This window comes from Mycobacterium sp. DL99, from assembly GCF_004762045.1.
Classification (GTDB): Bacteria; Actinomycetota; Actinomycetes; order Mycobacteriales; family Mycobacteriaceae; genus Mycobacterium.
The window spans coordinates 3,770,504-3,791,887 of record NZ_SJOM01000007.1; the positions used below are offsets into that span (position 1 = coordinate 3,770,504).

The 21,384-nt window shown below is 68.9% G+C and carries 22 protein-coding genes; 8 read left to right on the top strand and 14 right to left on the bottom strand.

All coding sequences use genetic code 11. From position 1 onward, the window contains the following. Positions 1 to 5: 5 nt before the first annotated feature. The 3 genes from EYZ64_RS18525 to EYZ64_RS18535 are packed head-to-tail and all read right to left on the bottom strand — an operon-like array spanning position 6 to position 2,364. Positions 6 to 977, bottom strand: coding sequence for an AAA family ATPase (locus EYZ64_RS18525; RefSeq protein WP_135455507.1), 972 nt, complete (start codon positions 975 to 977; stop codon positions 6 to 8). Then, positions 974 to 1,456, bottom strand: a complete 483-nt coding sequence (locus EYZ64_RS18530) for a hypothetical protein (protein ID WP_135455509.1) — start codon at positions 1,454 to 1,456, stop codon at positions 974 to 976. Before EYZ64_RS18530 ends, EYZ64_RS18525 begins: the two co-directional genes overlap by 4 nt. Beyond that, positions 1,453 to 2,364 (bottom strand): DUF4129 domain-containing protein, encoded by a 912-nt coding sequence (locus tag EYZ64_RS18535; RefSeq protein ID WP_135455511.1) that lies wholly within the window; start codon positions 2,362 to 2,364, stop codon positions 1,453 to 1,455. Before EYZ64_RS18535 ends, EYZ64_RS18530 begins: the two co-directional genes overlap by 4 nt. A 68-nt stretch (positions 2,365 to 2,432) precedes the next feature. On the opposite strand from EYZ64_RS18535, the gene cobG reads away from it, so the two are divergent. The 5 genes from cobG (at position 2,433) to EYZ64_RS18560 (ending at position 7,516) form a co-directional block, all read left to right on the top strand. Next, positions 2,433 to 3,551: a precorrin-3B synthase gene (gene cobG / locus EYZ64_RS18540; RefSeq protein ID WP_135455513.1), complete on the top strand. Its 1,119-nt coding sequence runs from the start codon at positions 2,433 to 2,435 to the stop codon at positions 3,549 to 3,551. 9 nt (positions 3,552 to 3,560) lie between these two features. After that, a complete protein-coding gene (locus EYZ64_RS18545) occupies positions 3,561 to 4,187 on the top strand; it encodes a precorrin-8X methylmutase (RefSeq protein ID WP_135455515.1) in 627 nt (208 codons plus the stop codon). Beyond that, the gene (locus EYZ64_RS18550; RefSeq protein ID WP_135455517.1) at positions 4,184 to 5,710 is read left to right on the top strand and encodes a precorrin-2 C(20)-methyltransferase; all 1,527 of its coding nucleotides are present in this window, start codon (positions 4,184 to 4,186) and stop codon (positions 5,708 to 5,710) included. Before EYZ64_RS18545 ends, EYZ64_RS18550 begins: the two co-directional genes overlap by 4 nt. A 97-nt stretch (positions 5,711 to 5,807) precedes the next feature. Then, a complete protein-coding gene (locus tag EYZ64_RS18555; RefSeq protein ID WP_135455519.1) occupies positions 5,808 to 6,446 on the top strand; it encodes a TetR/AcrR family transcriptional regulator in 639 nt (212 codons plus the stop codon). Then, the gene (locus tag EYZ64_RS18560) at positions 6,443 to 7,516 is read left to right on the top strand and encodes a phosphotransferase family protein (RefSeq protein WP_135455521.1); all 1,074 of its coding nucleotides are present in this window, start codon (positions 6,443 to 6,445) and stop codon (positions 7,514 to 7,516) included. Before EYZ64_RS18555 ends, EYZ64_RS18560 begins: the two co-directional genes overlap by 4 nt. Here EYZ64_RS18560 and EYZ64_RS18565 read toward each other — a convergent pair. Genes EYZ64_RS18565 through dprE2 form a run of 5 tightly spaced genes read right to left on the bottom strand, consistent with a single transcriptional unit; the run spans position 7,506 to position 12,513 of the window. After that, the gene (locus tag EYZ64_RS18565) at positions 7,506 to 9,065 is read right to left on the bottom strand and encodes an adenylate/guanylate cyclase domain-containing protein (RefSeq protein WP_135455523.1); all 1,560 of its coding nucleotides are present in this window, start codon (positions 9,063 to 9,065) and stop codon (positions 7,506 to 7,508) included. The genes EYZ64_RS18560 and EYZ64_RS18565 overlap by 11 nt on opposite strands. 28 nt (positions 9,066 to 9,093) lie before the next feature. Then, the gene (locus EYZ64_RS18570; protein WP_135455525.1) at positions 9,094 to 9,825 is read right to left on the bottom strand and encodes a cobalt-precorrin-6A reductase; all 732 of its coding nucleotides are present in this window, start codon (positions 9,823 to 9,825) and stop codon (positions 9,094 to 9,096) included. After that, entirely contained in the window at positions 9,825 to 10,580 is a 756-nt protein-coding gene (cobM, locus tag EYZ64_RS18575; RefSeq protein ID WP_135455527.1) for a precorrin-4 C(11)-methyltransferase, read from the bottom strand. Before cobM ends, EYZ64_RS18570 begins: the two co-directional genes overlap by 1 nt. After that, entirely contained in the window at positions 10,577 to 11,758 is a 1,182-nt protein-coding gene (cbiE, locus tag EYZ64_RS18580) for a precorrin-6y C5,15-methyltransferase (decarboxylating) subunit CbiE (protein WP_135455529.1), read from the bottom strand. The genes cobM and cbiE overlap by 4 nt, the downstream gene beginning before the upstream one ends. Beyond that, entirely contained in the window at positions 11,755 to 12,513 is a 759-nt protein-coding gene (gene dprE2 / locus EYZ64_RS18585) for a decaprenylphospho-beta-D-erythro-pentofuranosid-2-ulose 2-reductase (RefSeq protein WP_135455531.1), read from the bottom strand. Before dprE2 ends, cbiE begins: the two co-directional genes overlap by 4 nt. Positions 12,514 to 12,548: 35 nt before the next feature. Between dprE2 and EYZ64_RS18590 the strand changes: the two genes are divergently transcribed. Further along, positions 12,549 to 12,974, top strand: coding sequence for a F420-dependent biliverdin reductase (locus tag EYZ64_RS18590; protein ID WP_135455533.1), 426 nt, complete (start codon positions 12,549 to 12,551; stop codon positions 12,972 to 12,974). 104 nt (positions 12,975 to 13,078) lie between these two features. Here EYZ64_RS18590 and EYZ64_RS18595 read toward each other — a convergent pair whose 3' ends face one another. Beyond that, positions 13,079 to 14,206, bottom strand: a complete 1,128-nt coding sequence (locus EYZ64_RS18595) for a M24 family metallopeptidase (protein WP_135455536.1) — start codon at positions 14,204 to 14,206, stop codon at positions 13,079 to 13,081. Positions 14,207 to 14,216: 10 nt separating this feature from the next. Next, positions 14,217 to 14,612, bottom strand: a complete 396-nt coding sequence (locus tag EYZ64_RS18600; protein ID WP_135455538.1) for a VOC family protein — start codon at positions 14,610 to 14,612, stop codon at positions 14,217 to 14,219. 22 nt (positions 14,613 to 14,634) lie between these two features. Between EYZ64_RS18600 and EYZ64_RS18605 the strand changes: the two genes are divergently transcribed. Next, positions 14,635 to 15,495 (top strand): hypothetical protein, encoded by an 861-nt coding sequence (locus EYZ64_RS18605; protein WP_135455540.1) that lies wholly within the window; start codon positions 14,635 to 14,637, stop codon positions 15,493 to 15,495. After that, positions 15,492 to 16,451 (top strand): 5'-3' exonuclease, encoded by a 960-nt coding sequence (locus EYZ64_RS18610; RefSeq protein WP_135455542.1) that lies wholly within the window; start codon positions 15,492 to 15,494, stop codon positions 16,449 to 16,451. The genes EYZ64_RS18605 and EYZ64_RS18610 overlap by 4 nt, the downstream gene beginning before the upstream one ends. 78 nt (positions 16,452 to 16,529) lie before the next feature. Here EYZ64_RS18610 and EYZ64_RS18615 read toward each other — a convergent pair whose 3' ends face one another. The 4 genes from EYZ64_RS18615 to tatA form a co-directional block, all read right to left on the bottom strand. Then, on the bottom strand, positions 16,530 to 17,327 hold the full coding sequence (locus EYZ64_RS18615) for a DUF4333 domain-containing protein (protein ID WP_135455544.1): 798 nt from the start codon (positions 17,325 to 17,327) through the stop codon (positions 16,530 to 16,532). Positions 17,328 to 17,365: 38 nt separating this feature from the next. Then, positions 17,366 to 20,116, bottom strand: coding sequence for a DEAD/DEAH box helicase (locus EYZ64_RS18620; RefSeq protein ID WP_135455545.1), 2,751 nt, complete (start codon positions 20,114 to 20,116; stop codon positions 17,366 to 17,368). Continuing rightward, entirely contained in the window at positions 20,106 to 21,050 is a 945-nt protein-coding gene (gene tatC, locus EYZ64_RS18625) for a twin-arginine translocase subunit TatC (RefSeq protein WP_135455547.1), read from the bottom strand. Before tatC ends, EYZ64_RS18620 begins: the two co-directional genes overlap by 11 nt. Positions 21,051 to 21,126: 76 nt before the next feature. Continuing rightward, positions 21,127 to 21,375: a Sec-independent protein translocase subunit TatA gene (gene tatA, locus EYZ64_RS18630; RefSeq protein WP_135455549.1), complete on the bottom strand. Its 249-nt coding sequence runs from the start codon at positions 21,373 to 21,375 to the stop codon at positions 21,127 to 21,129. Between the last annotated feature and the right edge of the window lie 9 nt (positions 21,376 to 21,384).

A 21,384-nucleotide genomic window follows, 5' to 3' on the forward strand; every position in this document is an offset into this window, starting at 1 on the left:
GACGGTCACGCCTGGGTGGCTCGCGGGACCGGTAGGCGGCGCAACAGTTCGGCCATGACGTCGGATCCGTGGATGCTGCGCACCCACATCTCGGGCCGCAGACTGATGCGGTGCGCCATGGCCGCGACGGCCAGGGTCTTGACATCCTCGGGGATGACGTAGTCGCGCCCGAGAAGCACTGCCCGGGCTCGGGCCAGCTGCACCAGATCCAGTTCGGCGCGCGGGCTGGCACCCACCGCGACCTGAGGATGGTGGCGGGTCGCGGCCGCCAGTGCGACCACGTAGTGCAGCACGTCATCATGCACCGTGACCTGTTCGACGGCTTCGCGCATCGCCAGAAACTGCGACCGGTCGACGACCTGGTGCACCACCACCGCGGCCGATCCGCGATCCAGCCGACGGCGCAGCATCGCGGTCTCGTCCTGTTCGGACAGGTATCTGAGCTCAAGGCGCACGGCGAAACGGTCCAGTTGGGCTTCGGGCAGCGGGTAGGTGCCCTCGTATTCGATCGGATTGTCGGTGGCCAGCACGATGAACGGGGCGGGCAGCGGATGGGTCTGGCCGTCGATGCTGACCTGCTGCTCGGCCATCGCTTCGAGCAGCGCGGCCTGGGTCTTGGGGGGTGTGCGGTTGATCTCGTCGGCCAGCAGCAGGTTGGTGAAGATCGGTCCGGGCCGGAATTCGAAACGGCCCGACTGCATGTCGTACACGGTCGAACCGAGCAGGTCGGCCGGCAACAGGTCCGGCGTGAACTGCACGCGGGTGAATTTCAACCCGAGGGCCGCTGCGAACGACCGTGCGATCAGCGTCTTACCGAGCCCTGGAAGGTCTTCGATCAGCACATGCCCGCGGGCCAGCAGGGTCGTGAGGATGAGGGTGAGCGCCTCCCGCTTGCCGACGACGGCCCGCTCGATCTCGTCGAGCACGACCTGCGCCGTGGCGGCCGCCGACGCCAACTCCGACACGTGGCCGGTCATAGCCGCTCCAATCGTTGCAGGATCTCCGCGAGCACCTCGCGGCCCGGGCCGGGCTCGTCGGCCCTCTCGACACTCACGTTGTTCGGATCCACCCACTGCCACAGCTGCGGGCCGAACAACATGCGGCCGGTCGCGGCGAATGCGGCCGGGTCACCGGTCTGCCGATGGCCGGTGGCTGCGGAGAACTCCCTGGCCAACCGGGGACGTAGATGCCGGTCCCACTCCCGCCGGGTGGAGTCGGCCCGCCGCACCAGGGTCCCGGTTTGAGTCATCCACTGCGCCAACAACTCCGCGGCGTCGTCCGAGTCCACCGCTGGTTGCTGCCGATCCTCCCGCAGCATCCAACGCATCGATCCCAACACGATGGCCGCCGCCACGCCCGCAACCCAGCCCACCATCGCGCGGTCGGGCACCACCAGCGCGGCATATCCCTGCACCACGAGGATCACCAGAAATCCCACCAGGGCGGTTGCTTTCACGACACACCCCGGAGTTCAGCGAGAACGTCCTGCAACGCGGCCACGGCGCTGTCGCGGTGGACCTCGGTCATCACATGGGGGCTGAAGCGCGCCTCGGTGAACAACTGCACCAATTCCGTTGCACCCGAGGTAGATACCGCGTGATGGTCCACCGCGCGAGCCAGCACCTCCGACGGGGTGTCAGATTCGAGCGGGACCGCACCCGGGGCATGCGCGAGTCCGCGTTCCATCGCCGCGTAGCAGGCGATGATCGCAGCCCTGGGGTCCCGGCCGGCATCTCCCATTTCGGCCAACCCGAGTTCTGCTGCCCGCACGAGGGTTTGGGGTCCGGTCCGCTGTGGCGGCTCGCTTCCTGCATCGACGCGGATGGCCGGCTGCCTGCGTTTGACCTGGGCGATGGCCCCGACTGCGAGTATCAGCAGCAGGACCAACGTCGTAGCGACGAAATACGGCAGGAGCCGGTCGTCGACGCCGAACGAGTCGGGCGGTTCGGGCTCGACCGCGCCAGGCGGCGGGCGGGCCGGCGACGGCTTCGCTGCCGGCGGTTGGCTCGTCTGCACACCCAGCCGCGAGATCACCACGATGACCACCAGCCACCCGAGCAGTACGCCGAGCGCGATCAACACCCATTTCGCGCGTAGCTCCCCCGGCACCCCGCGCCGGGCGGTCGGCCGGTACTCCGCGCTGCTCGGTACGGACGGGCGGCGGGTCAGCACCGCGAACGCGAGCACCGCCAGCGCCACCGCCACCAGCGCGACGACGGCGATCAGGCTCAGAGTGGGATCGGTCGGCGCCCGTCGGGGTGCGGGCCGGGCCCCGGGCAGGTAGCCGCGCAGTGCCAGGACAGTTGTCACCAGCAGCGCGAGCACAATCGCCACGCGCCGTGTCGGCTTGTCGATACCGGACATCGCCCGATCAATCGTCGCACGTCACGTGGCCGGCGAGACGAGAATCCAAGGTTTCTAGAATGAACCCCGTGGCCCGAACCCGCGACCAGGACGCCTGCCCCGGCGCATTGACGGTGCACCAGGCCGCCGACGGCGCCCTGGTGCGGATCCGGCTACCCGGCGGGATGATCACCTCGGCCCAGTTGACGGCACTGGCCGAGGCGGCCGAGCAGTTCGGTTCTCCCGCAATGGAGCTGACCTCTCGCGGCAACATCCAGATCCGGGCGGTGACGGATACCGACGCAACCGCCACGGTGCTGGCCGACGCCGGGTTGCTGCCGTCACCGACACATGAGCGGGCCCGCAACATCGTGGCCTCGCCGTTGTCCGGACGCTCTGGCGGCGTCATCGACATCCGCCCCAAGGTGTCCGACCTCGACCGCGCCATCCAGGCCGACCCGGCTCTGGCCGGGTTGCCCGGCAGGTTCTGGTTCAGCCTGGACGACGGCCGCGGCGACGTGTCCGGGATCGACGCCGACGCCGGTGTACACGCCCGTGATGACGGCACCTGCGCGTTGCTGCTGGCCGGGCGCGACACCGGGGTGCGACTGGATACCGGCGATGCGGTCGCCACCTTGATCGAGGTGGCCAGACGGTTCGTAGAGATCCGCGGAAAGGCCTGGCGGATAACCGAACTCGATGATCATTCGGCACTGTTGGACGGTCTGACCGCCGACGCTCCGGCCGGCGCCACCTGGCCGCCGACGATGACACCGCCGGTCGGCTGGATAGAACAGCGGGACGCCAGGGTGGCGGTGGGGGCCGCCGTGCCGCTGGGGGTCCTGCAGGCTCGGGTCGCCCACTTCCTGGCCGCGATCGAGGCCCCACTGGTGATCACCCCGTGGCGTTCGGTGCTGGTGTGCGACGTCCCCGAGGGCGTCGCGGACGCCTCCCTGCGTGTGCTGGCACCACTGGGACTGGTGTTCGACGCCAATTCGCCGTGGCTGCGGATCAGCGCCTGCACCGGCCGTCCCGGATGCGCCAAGTCCGCCGCCGATGTGCGTGCCGACGCCGCCGAGGCGGTCGACACGCCCGCGGAGACGCACCGGCATTTCGTGGGCTGCGATCGGGCCTGCGGCAGCCCGCCCGTCGGAGAGGTCCTGATCGCCGCCGAGGACGGATACCGGCTGCGTATCCCGCCCCCGTAGGGTGTTCGCGTGCTCGACTACATCCGTGACGCCGCCGAGATCTACCGGCAGTCGTTCGCGACGATCCGCGCCGAGGCGAACCTGTCTCGCTTCCCCGACGATGTGTCGCGGGTGGTGGTCAGGCTGATCCATACCTGCGGCCAGGTGGATGTCGCCGATCATGTCTCCTACACCGACGACGTCGTGACCAGGGCGCATGCCGCACTCGTCGCGGGCGCCCCGGTGCTGTGCGACTCGTCGATGGTCGCGGCCGGGATCACCCGCTCGCGACTGCCCGCCGACAACGAGGTCGTCTCGTTGGTGGCCGATCCGCGGGCCCCGGAGTTGGCCGCGAAGTTGGGATTCACCCGCTCGGCGGCCGCGGTCGATCTGTGGGCCGACCGCCTCGGTGGCGCGGTGGTCGCGATCGGCAACGCGCCGACGGCGCTGTTCCGGCTGCTGGAACTGCTCGACGAGGGCGCGCCCGTCCCGGCCGCGGTGTTGGGCGGCCCGGTCGGGTTCGTCGGCTCGGCGCAGTCCAAAGACGAACTGATCGAACGCCCGCGTGGCATGTCCTATCTGGTGGTGACGGGCCGGCGCGGTGGCAGCGCCATGGCCGCGGCCGCCGTCAATTCGATTGCGAGTGAGCGCGAGTGAGCACCGAGACGTCCAAACGCGGAACCCTTTATGGCGTCGGGCTGGGCCCGGGTGATCCCGAGCTCGTGACGGTCAAGGCGGCCCGGCTGATCGGTGCGGCTGACGTGGTGGCGTATCACAGCGCCAAGCACGGCCACAGCATCGCCAGGGGCATCGCCGAGCCCTATCTTCGAGACGGCCAGCTCGAGGAGCACCTGGTCTACCCCGTCACCACGGAAACCACCGAGCATCCCGGCGGCTACGTCGGTGCGATGGAAGATTTCTACGCCGCCGCCGCCGACCGCATCGCCATCCATCTGGAGGCCGGCCGCGACGTGGCCCTGCTGGCCGAGGGCGATCCGCTGTTCTACAGCTCCTACATGCACATGCACACCCGGCTCACCCAGCGCTTCGACGCCGTCATCGTTCCCGGCGTCACCTCGGTGAGCGCGGCCTCGGCCGCTACCGGCACCCCGCTGGTGCAGGGCGACGACGTGCTGACGATCCTGCCGGGCACCCTGCCCACGGCGGAGCTGGAGCGCCGCCTGGCCGACACCGACGCCGCCGTCGTACTCAAGCTGGGCCGGTCCTACACCCGGGTGCGTGACGCCCTCGAGTCGACCGGACGGCTGGATGAGGCGTACTACGTCGAGCGGGCCAGCACGGACCGGCAGCGGGTGTCACCGGCCCGCGAGGTGGGCGGCGAAGGCAGCACGGATGCCAAGGTGCCGTACTTCTCACTGGCGATGGTTCCCGGCCGGTCCCGGTCCACCGCACCGCAGGGTAGCGTCGTGGTCGTGGGCCTCGGGCCGGGCGACTCGGACTGGATGACCCCGCAGAGCCGCCGCGAACTCTCCGCCGCCACGGATCTGATCGGCTACGGACCGTATCTCAATCGCGTCGGGGCCCGCGCCGGGCAGCACCACCACCCCAGCGACAACACCGACGAGCCGGCCCGCGCGCAGCTGGCCTGCAAGCTGGCCCAGGAAGGCCGCACGGTCGCCGTGGTGTCCTCCGGTGATCCTGGTGTGTTCGCGATGGCCACGGCGGTGCTCGAAGAAGCCAAGCAGTGGCCCGGCGTCGAGGTCCGGGTGATTCCGGCGATGACGGCGGCGCAGGCGGTCGCCAGCCGGGTGGGCGCCCCGCTCGGCCACGACTACGCGGTGATCTCTCTGTCCGACCGGCTCAAGCCGTGGGATGTGATCGCGGCGCGTCTCACCGCCGCGGCCAAGGCCGATCTGGCGCTGGCCATCTACAACCCGGCCTCCAAGACCCGGACCTGGCAGGTGGGCGCCATGCGCGAACTGCTGTTGGAGTATCGCGATCCGAGCACCCCGGTGATCGTCGCGCGTGCGGTCTCCGGTGCGCAGCCCGGCCCCGGTGAGCGGGTGACCGTGGTGCGACTGGCTGATCTGGACCCGGCCCAGGTGGACATGCGCACCATGCTGATCATCGGCTCGTCGCAGACGCAGTGGTACACCGGTTCGGCCGCCGGCGACACCACCGAGGACCGGGTGTTCACCCCCCGCCACTACCCCGGCTGAACCAACAGACTGACTCGCGTCGAGTTTCATTGACTGCTGTCAGAATGATCGATAGTGTCCGGCGTCACACCCGTTGAAAATGGGAGGGCCGGCCAGCATGCCTACGGCACCACAGGGCGCACCCGCACGGTCCCCGGTCGACCGACGTCAACCGCAACGCAGTGATCAGCGGCGCACCGCGATTCTGGCGGCGCTCAACGAGCACCTGCAGAAGACCGGCTTCGACGCGCTGAACATCGCCGAGGTGGCGCGGCAGGCCGGGGTGGGCCGTTCGGCGTTCTACTTCTATTTCGAGAACAAGGCGGCGGCCGTCGCAGCCCTGGTCGAGCCGATGTACGACGCATTGTTCGCCGCCAACAACATCCTGGCCGACACCACCCGGCCACCCCGCGACCGTGTGCACGACACCATCGAGGCGGTACTACGGACCGCCGAGGATCACCGCTATCTGGTGCAGGCCATGTTGGAGGCCCGCGGGTCCAGCGGCGCCGTGCGCGATCTGTGGGACGGCGCGCGAGAGTCCTTCGTCCCCACTGTCTCGACGGTGATCGCCGCCGAGCGAACCGCAGGCCGCGCCCCCGACGGTGCCGACCCGGTGGTGCTCGCGAGCCTGCTCATGGAATTCAACGATCGCTTGCTGGAACGGTTCATCCTGGGTGGACCGCTGTCGCGACAACAACTATTGGAAGGCGCGGAGGCAATGTGGATGGGTTCGATCTACGGGACAGTGCAATGACCGCCGCAGGGTCGATCCCCAAGTCCATACCGGGCAAGCCCGCCGAGGTGACCGCCGCATGGCTGTCGCAGGTCCTTGGCGCCGAGGTGGATTCGGTGCAGACCGCGCCGATCGGCACGGGCCAGACCGGTGCCACCTACCGCGTCACCGTCACCTACCGCGACGACGCCGGCCTGCCGGGCACGTTCGCGGTCAAGCTGCCATCGCAGGACGACACCGTGCGTGACCGCGTCACCATCGGCTACCGCTCAGAGCACGCCTTCTACACCAATGTGGCCGACCACGTGCAGATCCCGGTCCCCCGCTGCCATCACTGTGAAATCGCCGGTGAGGGAGCTGATTTCGTCTTGCTCCTGGCGGACATGGCGCCGGCCGAACAAGGCGATCAGATCGCCGGGTGCACACCGGCCGAGGCCACCCTGGCGGTCCGGGCGCTCGCCGATCTACACGGGCCGACCTGGGCCGACCCGCGGTGGGCGAACTTCCCCGGTATCGCGATGCCCAAGCCGGAACCGGACTCCGCCAAGGGATTCGGCGACGTCGCCAAGATGGCAGCCGATATCACCCTGGACAAGATCGGCGCGCGCCTGGATGCCGAGGACCAGGACACCATGCGCGCGGCCATGTCAGTCGTCACCCCGTGGCTGCTGGCCGAACCGGACCGGTTCGCCGTTCTGCACGGCGACTACCGCCTGGACAACATGCTGTTCGACCCGGACCGCACCCGGATCACCGTGGTGGACTGGCAGACTCTCGGCTCAGGCCTGCCCGCGCGCGACCTGTCGTACTTCACCGCGACCAGCCTGGATCCGACTGTCCGCGCCGCCGCCGAAGCCGGGCTGGTCACTGCCTATCATGACCGATTGCTGTCGCACGGCGTCACCGGATACGATCGCGAAACCTGTTGGCAGGATTACCGTTTGGGCATGCTGCAGGCGCCGCTGATCACGGTGCTCGGCACCGCTTTCGCCAGCTCCACCGAGCGCGGCGACGACATGATGGTGGTGATGGCGCAGCGGGGCTGCCGGGCGATCCGGGAACTCGGAACACTCGATCTGATCAGCGCCTGACCGGCGGTCCCGTGACGCGGGTGCCCGGGGTGACGCGGGCGATCCCCCGCACGATCCGCGGCATCCGCCGCGCCATCACCGCCATGGCGTGATCCGACCGGCGCATCGTAGGCCCGGGCCCCGGCGTCGGCACCGATGCCAGTTCCGCCTCGGGTGTTCCCGCCCGCGCGCCGTGGCGATCCACCGCGAGGAGCCGCCAGGTGCCCGGCACTCCACGCAACTCGACGTCGCCGCGGTCCTCGAAGCCGGTTCCCGAGCCCACCACCAGATCGCGAACGGTGCTGGACACCAGGATTTCCCCCGCACCGGCCAGGCCGAGGATGCGCGCCGCGATATGGACCGCTATTCCCCCGATATCGCCGTCCATCAGTTCACATTCGCCAGTGTGGATCCCGGCCCGGATCTCGATGCCCAAGCTCTCGGTTTGATCACGCAGGGCCTCCGCGCAGCGAATCGCCTGGGTCGGCCCGTCGAAGGTGGCCAGGTGTCCGTCTCCGGTGCTCTTCACCACGACGCCGCCGAACCGCCCGGTGAGGTCTGCGGTGATCTCCCCCATCCGATGGAGCACCGCACGCCACCGCTCGTCTCCGGTGGCCGCGGCGTGCTGCGTGGAGGCGACCATGTCGGTGAACAGCACCGTGCGCAGGGCCCGGTGGGACTGCGACGGTGCGGCATGGCTGCCGGTGAGGAATTCCTCGATCTCGCTGGTGATCTCGTCGGGATTGGCGATCCAGGGTGCGTGGTCGGTGCCGTCGACCTCGAGCAGCTGCGCACCCGGGATGTGGTCGGCGAGATACCGCCCGCCCTGGATCGGAACCAGGTCTCCGGTGGCATGGATGATGAGGGTCGGCGCCGTGATGGTCGACAGAATGGGTCGCGCGTCGATCCGGAACAGAGCTTCGAGGGTGGCCCGGGCCATTCCGGGACTGGCGCTCATTCTCTCGAACATCCCGAGTTGGCGCACCGACCCGGCCGCCGGGAACAAACGCTTGAGTGCGGCACCGGTGCCCCACACCGAGCCGCTGGCCCGGCCGAACTCCTGGAACTGCGCGAGCTGCTCGGTCGACGGTGTGTAGCGCTGGCCGATCTCGGCCAGGATCCGCGCGTGCAGCTCGGCCGGGTCACGGTCGAAGTCAGCCCACTCGGTGATGCCGAAGTACGCGAACGTGCCGCTCAGGATCAATGCCCTCGTGCGTTCGGGCCGGGTCGCCGCGAACAACATCGCAGCGGGTCCGCCCTCGCTCAACCCGAACAGAACGGCACGCCCGAATCCTGCGGCATCCATCACGGCCTCGAGCTCGGCCGCCCGTTCCTCGAGCGTGCGCACCTGGGGCACCGGATCCGACAACCCGACCCCGGCCTTGTCGAACAGCAGGACGCGGCAGAACGTCGAAAGTCGCTCCATGAAGGCCTCGAACTCGGGCATGGTCCAGAAGACTTCGAGGTGGCTGACGAATGACCCGGCGTAGACGAGCTCGACGGGTCCGTCGCCGAATACCTGGTAGGCGAGACTCAGACCGCCGCACGGTGCGTATGACGTCTCCGCCACGGTGTGGAGCCTACTGCTGCCGGGGGCTTCAGCCTGCGGTTTCGGCCCGAACCCAATCCGCCGCCTCCTCGACCGTGGCCACCGTGTGTACTCCGGGCGGCAGCGGCGGACGGTCCACCATCACCACCGGCACGCCCGCAGCTTCGGCGGCCCGCAGCTTGGGTTCGGTCATCGCACCACCACTGTTCTTGGTCACCAACGCGTCGATGCGGTGCTCGCGCAGCAGGGCCAGCTCCCCGTCGTAGTCGTACGGGCCGCGCGACAGCAGCAGTTGGTGATCGGCAGGCAGGGTGTCGAGATCCGGCGGAGTGACGGCCCGGATCAAGAACCAGGCGTCGACGTCTTTGAAGACCCGAGTGCCGGACCGCCCGGTGGTGAGAAAGACCCGCGAATAACCGTTCCCCGCCACGGTTTCGGCCGCCTCCCGGTCGGATGCCACCATGATCGCGGCGCCCGGCGCCCAGGCCGGCCGGGCCAGCACCAGATGCGGCACGCCGAGCTCAGCGCACACCCGGGCTGCGTGCTCGGTGATGGTGGCGGCGAAGGGGTGGGTGGCGTCAACGACCGCGTCGACCCGCTCATCGACCAGCCATTGCCTCATCCCCTCCACGCCGCCGAACCCGCCGATGCGCACGGGACCGACGGGCAGCGCCGGGTCCGGTACCCGCCCGGCCAGCGAGCTGATCACGTCGACCTGCGGGTGCAGAGCCGCGGCCAGGGCACGGGCCTCACCCGTGCCACCGAGCAGCAGGAGCTTCATCAGTGGGTGGCCCCGCGACGGCGGCCTGAGGAGTACAGGTAGCTGTCGGAGAATCCCTCGGCGGCGAGCACATCGCCGACCACGATGACCGCGGTCTTGGTAACCGCGGCGGCATGCATCTTCTCGGCGATGTCGGCGAGCGTGCCACGCAACACGATCTCCTGCGGCCAGCTGGCGAATGCCACGACGGCACAGGGGGTTTCGGGGCGGTATCCGCCGTCGATGAGCTGCGGGACGATGTTGTCGATCTGGGCCGCGGCCAGGTGCAGCACCAGCGTCGCCCCGGGGGCCGACAGCGTACGCAGGTCCTCGCCGTCCGGCATCGCCGTGGACAGCGTCGCCACCCGGGACAAGGTGACGGTCTGAGCGACGCCGGGGACGGTCAGCTCGCGGCCCAGTGCGGCGGCCACCGCGGCGAATGCCGGTACACCGGGCACGATCTCGTAGCCGATCCCCAGTTCATCGAGCCGACGGCACTGCTCGGCGAGCGCACTGTAGATCGACGGATCACCGGAATGCAGCCGTGCCACATCGACACCCGCACGATCCGCGGCGACCAACTGGTCGATGATCTGGTCGAGGTTCAGCGGCCCGGTGTCGACGACCCTGGCGTCGGGGGGACACAGTGCCAACAGGTCTTCGGGCATGATCGACCCGGCGTACAGACACACCGGGCAGCTGCCGAGCAGTCGCGCACCGCGCACGGTGATGAGGTCGGCCGCACCCGGGCCCGCCCCGATGAAGTACACCGTCATCGCTTGACCACCGCCCACTGGGTCACCGGCAGCGCCGGCCGCCAACCGGTGAATCCGCCGATCGCACCACCCTGGTAGTGCTGATAACGCCGCAACTCGCCGCCTTCCTTCGAATACCATTGTGCTACAACGACTTCTGATTCCAACGTCACCGCGTTGACCACCAGCCGCCCACCTGAGGGCAGGCGATCGAAGCAGGCCTGCAGCAATCCGGGCTGGGTGACGCCACCGCCGACGAAGATCACCGCGGGCTCGGGCGCACCGTCAAGGGACTCGGGAGCGCCGCCGCGGACGTCCACCCGGACCCCGAAAGCCGCGACGTTGCTCAAGATCCGCGCGCGTCGCTGCTCGTCGCGTTCGAATGCCACCGCGGCGCAACCCGGTACGCTGCGCGACCATTCGATCGCGATACTGCCCGACCCCGAGCCGACATCCCACAACAACTCGCCGGGCCGTGGCCCCAGTGCCGCCAGCGTGACCGCCCGGATGGACTGCTTGGTGAGCTGCCCGTCGTGGGCGAACGCCTCGTCGGGCAGCGCCTGGGCCCGGCGCTCGTCGGGACGGTAGGCCACCGCCACCACGTTGAGGTCGTGTATATCGACCGGGGCGGCCGCCGCCCAGTCCCGGGCGGTGCCGTCGTGGCGGCGCTCCCCCGGCCCGCCCAGCTGCTGCAGCACGGTCAATTCCGAATCGCCGCGGCCGGATTCGTTCAGCAGCCGCGCCAGCGTGGCCGGGGTCTGCGCATCGCGAGACAGCACGATCGCGCGCCCGCCACGGCGCACCGCGGTATGCGGCGCGGCGGTCACCAGGCTGATCACCTCGGTGTCGGGCACCGTCCAGCCCATCCGCGCGCAGGCCAGCGTCACGCTCGACACATGGGGCAGCACCCGCACCCGGTGCGCGCCGAACAACCGGATCAGCGTCGCGCCGATGCCGTGCAACAGCGGATCGCCGCTCGCCACCACGTGCACATCGCCGTCGGCGAAAAGCGTCGGCAGGGCCGGCAGCATCGGCGACGGCCAATCTCGGCGGTCCGACGTCACGCTGTCGTCGAGCAGTTCCAGTTGCCGCGGCGAGCCGTACACCACGGTGGCGCGCGCCAACTCGTCACGCGAGGCTTGCGACAACCCCGCCATCCCGTCGGCCCCGATGCCGACCACGGTGATCGTCCCCGTCACCGGGGCATCTTTCGCCAGATCGGCCGCGGCACGAATCTCGTCACGAAGATCATGGGGCGGATCACCCACGGCACCCAGACCGCACGCTTACCGCGGGCCAGCGCCTTGGCCGTAGCCTCGGCCACCTGAGCCGGTGTGCTGGAGAACGGCGCCGGTTCCATGCCCTCGGTCATCCGGCCGATCACGAACCCGGGCCGGACGATCAACAGTTGCACACCGGTCCCGTGCAGGGCGTCGGTCAGGCCGGAGGCGAACGAGTCGAGGCCGGCCTTGGCCGAACCGTAGACGTAGTTGGCGCGGCGGGCCCGGGCTCCGGCGATCGAGGAGAACACCACCAGCCGGCCCCGGCCCGCTGCGCGCAAACGCTGCGCCAGCACCGTGAGCAAGCTGACCTGGGCTACGTAGTCGGTGTGCACGACGGCCACGGCGTGGGCCGGATCGGCCTCGGCCCGATCCTGATCCCCCAGCACCCCGAATGCCAGCACTGCCGTGTCGATCCGCCCGTGGGCGGTTTCGATCGCCTCGACCACGCGGGTGTGGCCGGCGACGTCGTCGGCATCGAACTCGCAGGTGTGCACCGCGGCGGCACCGGCCGCCCGCACCGCGGCGACCTGCTCGTCGAGTTGATCGGCACGGCGTGCGGCCAGCACGACGACCGCCCCGGCCGCGAGCCGAACCGCGAGTTCGATCCCGATCTCGCTGCGGCCCCCGAAAATCACCACGACACGGGGATCCGTGCCAGCCGTGTCATCCATGGCAGCGATTATGTCCTGCGCTAGCGTGGACCCCGATGGCTACATCTCGTGGCAAGGCAACCACCAAGCTCACCAGCGAGGCGCTGGCGTTTCTCACCGAACGCCACCTGGCGATGCTCACGACGTTGCGCTCGGACAATTCCCCGCACGTCGTGGCGGTCGGTTTCACCTTCGATCCCAAGACGCACATCGCGCGGGTCATCACCAACGGCGGCTCGCAGAAGGCGGTGAACGCGCACGAGCGCGGGATCGCTGTGCTCAGCCAGGTCGACGGCGCCCGCTGGTTGTCGCTGGAGGGCAAGTCCACGGTGAGCAGCGAGCCGGACGCCGTCCGTGACGCCGAGCTGCGTTACGCCCAGCGCTACCGCACCCCGCGGCTGAACCCCCGTCGCGTGGTGATCGAGGTACGAATCGAGCGCGTGCTGGGCTCCTCGGAGCTGCTGGACCGCAGCGAGGCCTAAATTCCGGGGTCGGCGGCCCGGCCCCGCTTCACGTGCGTAGCGCAGTGGCGGGAAAACGAGTCCAAAACCGCCACCACGCTACGAACGCGGCAGAGCGGCGGGCCTTAGTTCACCGGCACTACGACGAGATCGTGTGGCTGGTTGTTGACCGACAACGCGCCGTCCTCGGTGACGACGACGATGTCCTCGATCCGGGCGCCCCACTGCCCCGGGAAATACACGCCAGGTTCCACGCTGAATGCCATCCCGGCCTCCAGCGGCAGGTCGTTGCCGGCCACGATGTAGGGCTCCTCGTGCACCGACAGCCCGATGCCGTGCCCGGTGCGGTGTACGAATGCCTCGGCCAGCCCTTCGGCCGCCAGCACGTCGCGGGCGGCCGCATCGATCTGCTCGGCGGTCACGCCGGGGCGCACGGCCGCGACGGCCGCCTGCTGGGCGCGCTGCAACACCGCGTAGCGCCGCGCCACCTCGGGATCCGGTTCGCCGATGCTGTAGGTGCGGGTCGAGTCGGAGTTGTAGCCGGGCTCGTACGGCCCGCCGATGTCGACCACGACGATGTCACCGGCGCTCAGCTCACGCTCTGAGCATTCATGGTGCGGGTCGGCACCGTTGGGACCGGAGCCGACAATGATGAACGCCACCTCTGAGTGTCCTTCGGCGACAATAGCTTCGGCGATGTCAGCGGCCACGTCGGCTTCGGTGCGGCCGGGCACCAGGAACTCGGGCACCCGGGAGTGCACCCGGTCGATCGCCGCTCCGGCCTTACGCAGCGCGTCGATCTCGGCGGGATCCTTGATCATCCGAAGGCGCCGGAGTACATCGGTGGCCAGTACCGGGACCACACCGAGCAGGTCGGCGAGCGGCAAGAGGTGCAGGGCGGGCATGGAATCCGTCACCGCGACGGCACTGCCCGGCCCGCCGAGGGCGTCGGCGACCATCTGGTACGGGTTCTGCCCGTCCACCCAATCACGCACCGCCACACCGAGTTCGGTGACCGCCGACTCGCGCAACGCGGCCAGTTCCAGGCGCGGCACGACGATGGTCGGGTCCCCGGCGGCGGGCAGCACCAGCGCGGTGAGCCGTTCGAAGGTCTGCGCGCGTGAGCCGACCAGGTACCGCAGGTCATAGCCGGGGGTGATGACCAGTCCGGCCAGACCGGCTTCTGCTGCAGCTGATGCTGCCGCGGAAAGGCGGTGGGCGTACACATCGGTGCTGAATCGGCTGACCGTCATGGCATCGAGGCTAGTGGTGCGGTAGATAACTGGCGATCTCGATCAGGTTGCCGTCGGGGTCGCGGCAATAGTGTGAGGTCATGGGGCCCAATGCGCCGGTCTTGGGAACCGGGCCCTCGGTGATCTCGACACCACAGGCTCTCAGGTGCTCACCGACGGCCTCCGGTTCGACATCTGCGATGAAGCACAGATCCAAGGATCCCGGTGCGTCGACGGCGCCGGTCACCCAGTTGACCGAACCGGTCGGCCGCACGTTGAGCTTCTGATCGCCGAACACCAACGCGATACGGCCGTCACCGAACACCTCCCTGCGCATGCCCAGCACCCGCACGTAAAACGAGACGGTGGCGTCGCTGTCCCGGCAGTTCACCACGACATGGTCAATACGGTTGACGGTGAAGGTCATACCTCACGCTACTGTCGCTGGAATGTTGCGTGATATCCGCGATCTCACCGGCGATCCCGAGGCGTATGCCGCTGAGCTGCGCAGGCGCTGGGGCGGCCTGTTGAGTTACCGGTACCTCGGGCGCTCGTATTCCTCGATGGACCTCGGTCCGGTCGACGACACGGTGACGTTGCGGCGCGACATGCGAAACCCGGCGGGCGGATTGCTGCTTGCGGTACTGGGCATCTCCTCCCCGGACAGCGGTGGCGTGAGCGATCTGGAAGCCGTACCCAACCCGGTCATCCACTCGTGCCAGGTGCTGGACCCGGCCGTCGATGTGGCCCGCATCCGGGTGGATACCGAGGTGCTCAAGCAGGGCAGGCAACTCGCGTACAGCCGGTCGGTGATCGTCGATGCCGACAATCCGGACCGGGTCATCGCGCTCACCGAGGGGCAGGGCATCTCCATCGGTACGCCCCCGGAGGGCCTGGAGAAAATGCCCGTCGACCCGATCGACATCGTCGACGGTCCGGATCTACCGCCACTGTGGCAGGTGTTCGGCGGCCACAAACGCGACAACGGGCATTGGGCCCTACCCGAGCTCGCGGTCGAGGTGGCCTCACCAGACGCCGCGCTGCACATCGGCCCGCAGTTCGTGATCCTGGAGACGGCCGCGGCGGACGCCGCTGCCCGTGCCGCAGAAACCGATACGCTGCAAGGTCTTTCGTCGCATGTGATGTTCCTGGCCCGCGGTAAGGCCGGCCCGTTCCGGGTCGACACCCGGGTACTGCCCGGCGCGGGTGGCACCGTCGCGGTGCGGGCCACGCTGTATGACGAGGGTGCCGGCGGAAAAGCCGTCACGGCTGCGTCCTATGTATTCGGTCCGATGGAGGAAACCCGATGAGCGACCCAGTTCTGCTGCTCGACGGCGCCAGCATGTGGTTCCGGTCCTACTTCGGCGTGCCGTCGTCGATCAAGGCACCCGACGGCAGGCCGGTGAACGCGGTACGCGGATTCCTGGACTCGGTTGCCACGCTGGTCACCCGGGAGCGACCGCGCCGGCTGGTGGTGTGCCGCGACGATGACTGGCGGCCGCAGTGGCGCGTCGATCTGGTGCCGTCGTACAAGGCGCACCGGGTGGAACAGCCGCAACCTGACGGCATCCCCGATGTCGAGGAGGTTCCCGACGACCTCACCCCGCAGGTCGACATGATCATGGAATTGCTCGATGCATTCGGCATCGCGACGGCCGGGGCGCCCGGGTTCGAAGCCGACGACGTGCTCGGCACGCTGGCCACGCGCGAACAGCACGATCCGGTCGTGGTGGTCAGCGGAGACCGTGACCTGTTGCAACTGGTACGCGACGAGCCGGCCCCCGCCGTCCGCGTGCTCTACATCGGCCGGGGACTGGCCAAGGCCACGAAATTCGGCCCGGAAGAGGTCGCCGAACAGTACGGGGTTCCCATCGACCGGGCCGGACCGGCGTACGCGGAGTTGGCCCTGCTGCGGGGCGACCCGTCCGACGGGCTGCCCGGGGTCGCCGGGATCGGCGAGAAGACGGCGGCGACGCTGCTGGCCCGGCACGGCTCGCTGCTGGGTATCCAGGCGGCCGCCGAGGACCCGAAATCCTCACTGTCCAAAGCACATCGGGCCAAGCTGCTGGCCGCCGCCGACTACATGGCCGCGGCTGAACCGGTGGTCCGGGTGGCCACGGATGCCCCGGTGACGTTGTCTGCTGCGACCGACGATCTACCGTTGGCCGCCGGCGACCCGGCGCGGGTCGCCGAGCTGGCCGCGGCGTACGGGGTGACCTCGTCGATCAGCCGGTTGCAGTCAGCCCTCGACCGACTGCCCGGCTGACTCCGTCCGCGCCATTCGCTACATCAGGGTCGCTCGCTCGCGGCGAAGCGACCCTGATGTAGATATCGGCGGGCTGACTTACTTGGGTCGACCGACCTCGTAGGTGCCCTTGTCGTCCTTGAAGGTCACCGTCACCTTGCGCTTGGTGCCGTCGATGGTGACCTCGCAGTCGAAGGTCGAATCCTTTTTGACCGTCGGATTCTCACCGTCGTTGCACTTGACGCCGGTGACCTTGGTGGCACCGTAACCGTTGGTCTTGTCGGTCAGGATCTGCTCGACGCCGGTCTGGGCCTTGTTGATGTCGAGCTTGGTCGTCACCGCCCATCCCGGAAGCCAGAACGCGGTGACCGCGAGGATGATCAGCAACAGGGCCAGCAGGCCGCCGACGACGCCGCCGATCACGGCCAGCGAACGCTTGGATTCCCCCGAAGCGCCCGGCACACCGTAAGGCCCGAACTGACCGGGAGCGCCGTACTGGCCCGGCTGAGGGTATTGACCCGGCTGGCCGTACTGCGGCGGCTGCCCGGGCTGCCCGTACTGCGGTTGCTGCCCATAGCCCGGCACCTGGCCGTACTGCGGCTGGCCGCCGGGGTACGCCGGCTGGCCGTACTGCTCGGCCCCAGGGTACTGCGGCTGTTGTGGCTGCTGCGGCTGCGAATAATCCGGCTGCTGCACGCCTTGGGCAGGCGGCTGGTACGACGGATACTGCTGCGGCGTGTACGCCGGCGGCTGCCAGGCCGGAGCGTGAGGCGTCGGGTCCTCGGAAGCGGGGGTGGGTGGCTGCCACGCCTCGGCACCCTGCGCCTGGTCCCCCGTGGGCTCAGGCTGCTGACCGGGCCACTGCTGTCCCTGGTCAGATCCCTGCGGTCCGCTCATGGTTCTCCTTGATCCTGTTCGGTATCGCCTGCCACACATTACCCCGCATCAACAGCAACAACACCGCGCCGAACATCGTTGACAGCGCGTTTCGCGGTATTGCGCAGGGCAGTTGCGGGTGCGGCATTGCGCACCTGGTCGAGCAAGTCGAGCACCTGACGGCACCACCGCACGAAATCCCCCGCCGACAGCGCAGAACCCGAACCAGCGACATCTGAGGCCGCGAGTGCGGCGGCCAGATCGCCGGTGGTCGCCCACCGGTAGACGGCGGTCACGAAGCCTTCGTCGGGTTCACGGCTCGGCGCGAGCCGGTGCCGCTGCTCGTCGCCGCGCAGGTCCGCCGACACGCGACGGGTCTTGGCCAGCGCGCGGCGCAGGCTCTCGGTGGGAATGTCGACTCCCAGGACCCCGCCCGCGGAGTCCCCGCGCGATTCGAACAGCACTGCCGAGAGCACGCCGGCCAGTTCCGCGGGCTGCAAACCGTCCCACAGGCCGGCGCGCAGACATTCGGCCACCAGCAGATCGCTCTCGCTGTAGATCCGGGCCAGCAGGCGACCGGCGTCGGTCACCCTGGGTTCACCAGAGTCGGCTTCGATGAAGCCGCGTTCACTGAGCAGCGCCACGATTCGGTCGAAGGTGCGGGCCAGCGAGTTCGTCGCCGCGTTCACCTTCTGCTGGATCTGGGCGTTGTCACGTTCGACGCGCAGATAGCGTTCGGCGATCCGGGCCTGGGCCTCGCGGTCCGGTAGTTGATGCGCCGGGTGATGACGCAGTTCGTCACGCAGGCCGGCCAGTTCGGGATCGACGTCGCGTTCGGGGGCCGCGGCGCCCCTGCTCGCGCGCTTCGAGGGCACCGAGAGGTCGGCGGCCGCCGAGCGCAACGCCGACGCCAGGTCCCGACGCACCCGTGGCTGCCGGTGTTCGACCCGCTTGGGTAGCGTCATCGCACCCAGCGGGGCCGACGCACCCGAGTAGTCGGCCGACGAAATCCGGCCTGCCCAACGGTGTTCGGTGAGCACCAGCGGTCTCGGGTCGTCGCTGTCGCGCTGCGCGGGCTCGAGCACCACCGCCAGTCCGCCGCGGCGGCCGTGGGTGATGGTGATGATGTCGCCGCGGCGCAACTCGGCCAGTGCGTCGGTGGCGGCCCTGCGCCGTTGCAGTCGCGATGCCCGCGACTGCGCGCGTTCGCGGTCGCCGATCTTGGTCCGCAGCCGGACGTAGTCGAGGATGGGCGCGTCTTTGCCGCCGAACTCGGCCGCCAGCTCGCTCATCATCCGTTCGCCGCGCGCGATCCCGCGCACCAACCCGACCACCGACCGGTCGGCCTGGTACTGGGCGAAGGAGCGTTCCAGCAGTTTGTGCGCCTGTTCGGGCCCCATCTGCTGCACCAGGTTGATGGTCATGTTGTAGCTCGGCGCGAACGAGCTGCGCAGCGGGAAGGTCCGGGTCGAGGCCAGGCCGGCGACCTCCGCGGGTTCGGCGTTGCTGTCGTCGGGCCGCCACAGCACCACGGCATGGCCTTCGACGTCGATACCGCGGCGCCCGGCCCGCCCGGTCAGCTGGGTGTACTCCCCCGGCGTCAACGGAACGTGCTGCTCGCCGTTGAACTTCACCAGCCGCTCGAGCACCACGGTGCGGGCCGGCATGTTGATACCCAGAGCCAGGGTCTCGGTGGCGAACACTGCCTTGACCAGGCCCGCGGTGAACAGCTCCTCCACGGTGTGCCGGAACACCGGCAGCATGCCGGCGTGGTGGGCGGCCAGCCCGCGCAGCAGTCCTTCGCGCCATTGGTGGTAATCGAGGACGATCAGGTCGGATTCGGCCAGGTCGGCGCAGCGCCGGTCGATGATCTCGGCGATCCGGCTGCGTTCCTCGTCGGTGGTCAGCCGCAGTGGCGCCCGCAGGCACTGCTGGACCGCCGCGTCGCATCCGGCCCGCGAGAACACGAAGGTGATGGCGGGCAGCAGCCCCTCGGCGTCCAGGGTGGAGATCACGTCGGGCCGGCTGGGCGGCCGGTACAGCTGCGGGCGCCCGCCTCCGCGCCCTCTTCCGCGTGGTTGCCAGTCGGCCAGCCGATCGGCCTCGCGCCGATGGCTGATGTGGCGTAACAGATCCGGGTCGACGAGCGTGCTGTTCGTGCCCTCGAACAGATCGAACAGCCGCCGGCCGACGAGCATGTGCTGCGAGAGCGGCACCGGCCGGTGCTCGTCGACGACGACGGTGGTGTCGCCGCGAACGGTCTGGATCCAGCCGCCGAACTCCTCGGCATTGCTGACCGTCGCCGACAGGCTGACCAGCAGTACGTCCTCGGGCAGATGAAGGATGACCTCCTCCCACACCGCACCGCGCATCCGGTCGGCCAGGAAGTGCACCTCGTCCATTACGACATAGGAAAGCCCATGCAACGCAGGCGAATTCGCGTACAGCATGTTGCGAAGCACTTCAGTGGTCATCACCACGATGTCGGCGTCACCGTTGATGGACTGGTCTCCGGTGAGCAACCCGATCTTGTCGGCGCCGTAGCGGGCCACCAGATCGTTGTGTTTCTGGTTGCTCAGCGCCTTGATCGGTGTGGTGTAGAAGCACTTGCCGCCCGCCGCCAGCGCCAGGTGCACGGCGAATTCGCCGACCACGGTCTTGCCCGCCCCGGTCGGTGCACACACCAGGACGCCGTGACCGCTTTCCAGCGCACGGCAGGCACGCAGCTGGAAATCGTCGAGGGCGAACGGATATTCGGCGGTGAACCTGATCAGTTCACCGCCGGGTTGCTCACCAGGATCAGGTGGCATCGTCGTCGATGTCGATTCGCGACGGTCCGCTCACCGGTTCCGGCGTCTGGATCGGTTCCGCTGTCGGGATCGGCGCGGCCTCGTCCTCGGGCACCTCCAGTGCCTCGCGCCGCGCCTTGCGCCTGTCGTTGACCCGCGCGATCTGGATCGCGAACTCCAGCAGCAGGCTGAGCGCAGAGGCCAGCGCCAGCATCGTGAACGGGTCAGAGCCCGGCGTGGCGAATGCCGCGAAGACGAACAGGCCGAAGATCAGGCCGCGGCGCCAGACCTTGAGCCGCTCGTAGCTGAGCATGCCGATCAGGTTGAGCATGATGATCAGGAGTGGGAACTCGAAGCTGATGCCGAACACCAGCAGCAGATTGATCAGGAACCCGAAGTACTGCTCGCCCGACAGCGCGGTGACCTGCACGTCGCTGCCGACGGTGAGCAGGAAGCCCAGGGCGGTGGCCAGGACCACGTAGGCCAGGATCGCGCCGGTGATGAACAGCACGGCGCCGACGCCGACGAACGCCATCGCGAAGCGGCGTTCCTTCTTGTACAGACCTGGCGTGATGAACGCCCACAGCTGATAGAGCCACACCGGGCAGGCCAGCACCAGCCCGGCTGCCAGCGCCACCTTGAGGCGCAGCATGAACTGGTCGAACGGGCCGGTGGCCAGCAGCCGGCACTCGCCGTCCGGGGCGATGGTCGCGCGGGCCGAGGCGGGCAGTGAGCAATACGGGCCACGCAGCCATTCCCCCAGGCTGTGCAGACCGAAGAAGCCGTTGGTGTACCAGAGGAAGCCGAAGATCGTCGTCACGAGAACAGCGAGCACGCTGATCAGCAGACGGTTACGCAGCTCGTGCAGGTGATCGACCAACGACATCGTGCCGTCGGGGTTGACCCGCGAGCGGCGGCGGCGGGGATCGAGCTTCTTGATGAATCCGGAGGTCACTGGCGTGTTCTAGAGGCCTGGTCGTAGACGTGGCACGGCATCGCGGGGCGATGACCGCGATCGGATGCCGGACCGGTCAGGCCGTGTGGCGGTCCGGGGACTGCTCGGGAGCCGGAGCGTCGACCCGCTCGGAAGCAATCGGCTTGGCTGGCGGGGCCTCCGCCGGGGAGGCCGCAGAATCCGACTGCATCTCCTTGATCTCAGACTTGAAGATCCGCATCGACTTACCGAGCGACCGCGCGGCGTCCGGCAGCTTCTTGGCGCCGAAAAGCAGCACGAACACCGCGATGACAATGATCCAGTGCCAGGGTTGTAGACCACCCAATTTGGTTAC

Bases quoted from the DNA above. Each gene is read 5' to 3' on its own strand.
- EYZ64_RS18525 (WP_135455507.1), bottom strand. From the start codon at position 977: ATGACCGGCCACGTGTCGGAGTTGGCGTCGGCGGCCGCCACGGCGCAG.
- EYZ64_RS18535 (WP_135455511.1), bottom strand. From the start codon at position 2,364: ATGTCCGGTATCGACAAGCCGACACGGCGCGTGGCGATTGTGCTCGCG.
- EYZ64_RS18555 (WP_135455519.1), top strand. From the start codon at position 5,808: ATGCCTACGGCACCACAGGGCGCACCCGCACGGTCCCCGGTCGACCGA.
- EYZ64_RS18560 (WP_135455521.1), top strand. From the start codon at position 6,443: ATGACCGCCGCAGGGTCGATCCCCAAGTCCATACCGGGCAAGCCCGCC.
- EYZ64_RS18570 (WP_135455525.1), bottom strand. From the start codon at position 9,825: ATGAAGCTCCTGCTGCTCGGTGGCACGGGTGAGGCCCGTGCCCTGGCC.
- cobM (WP_135455527.1), bottom strand. From the start codon at position 10,580: ATGACGGTGTACTTCATCGGGGCGGGCCCGGGTGCGGCCGACCTCATC.
- dprE2 (WP_135455531.1), bottom strand. From the start codon at position 12,513: ATGGATGACACGGCTGGCACGGATCCCCGTGTCGTGGTGATTTTCGGG.
- EYZ64_RS18590 (WP_135455533.1), top strand. From the start codon at position 12,549: ATGGCTACATCTCGTGGCAAGGCAACCACCAAGCTCACCAGCGAGGCG.
- EYZ64_RS18595 (WP_135455536.1), bottom strand. From the start codon at position 14,206: ATGACGGTCAGCCGATTCAGCACCGATGTGTACGCCCACCGCCTTTCC.
- EYZ64_RS18600 (WP_135455538.1), bottom strand. From the start codon at position 14,612: ATGACCTTCACCGTCAACCGTATTGACCATGTCGTGGTGAACTGCCGG.
- EYZ64_RS18605 (WP_135455540.1), top strand. From the start codon at position 14,635: ATGTTGCGTGATATCCGCGATCTCACCGGCGATCCCGAGGCGTATGCC.
- EYZ64_RS18610 (WP_135455542.1), top strand. From the start codon at position 15,492: ATGAGCGACCCAGTTCTGCTGCTCGACGGCGCCAGCATGTGGTTCCGG.
- EYZ64_RS18615 (WP_135455544.1), bottom strand. From the start codon at position 17,327: ATGAGCGGACCGCAGGGATCTGACCAGGGACAGCAGTGGCCCGGTCAG.
- EYZ64_RS18620 (WP_135455545.1), bottom strand. From the start codon at position 20,116: ATGCCACCTGATCCTGGTGAGCAACCCGGCGGTGAACTGATCAGGTTC.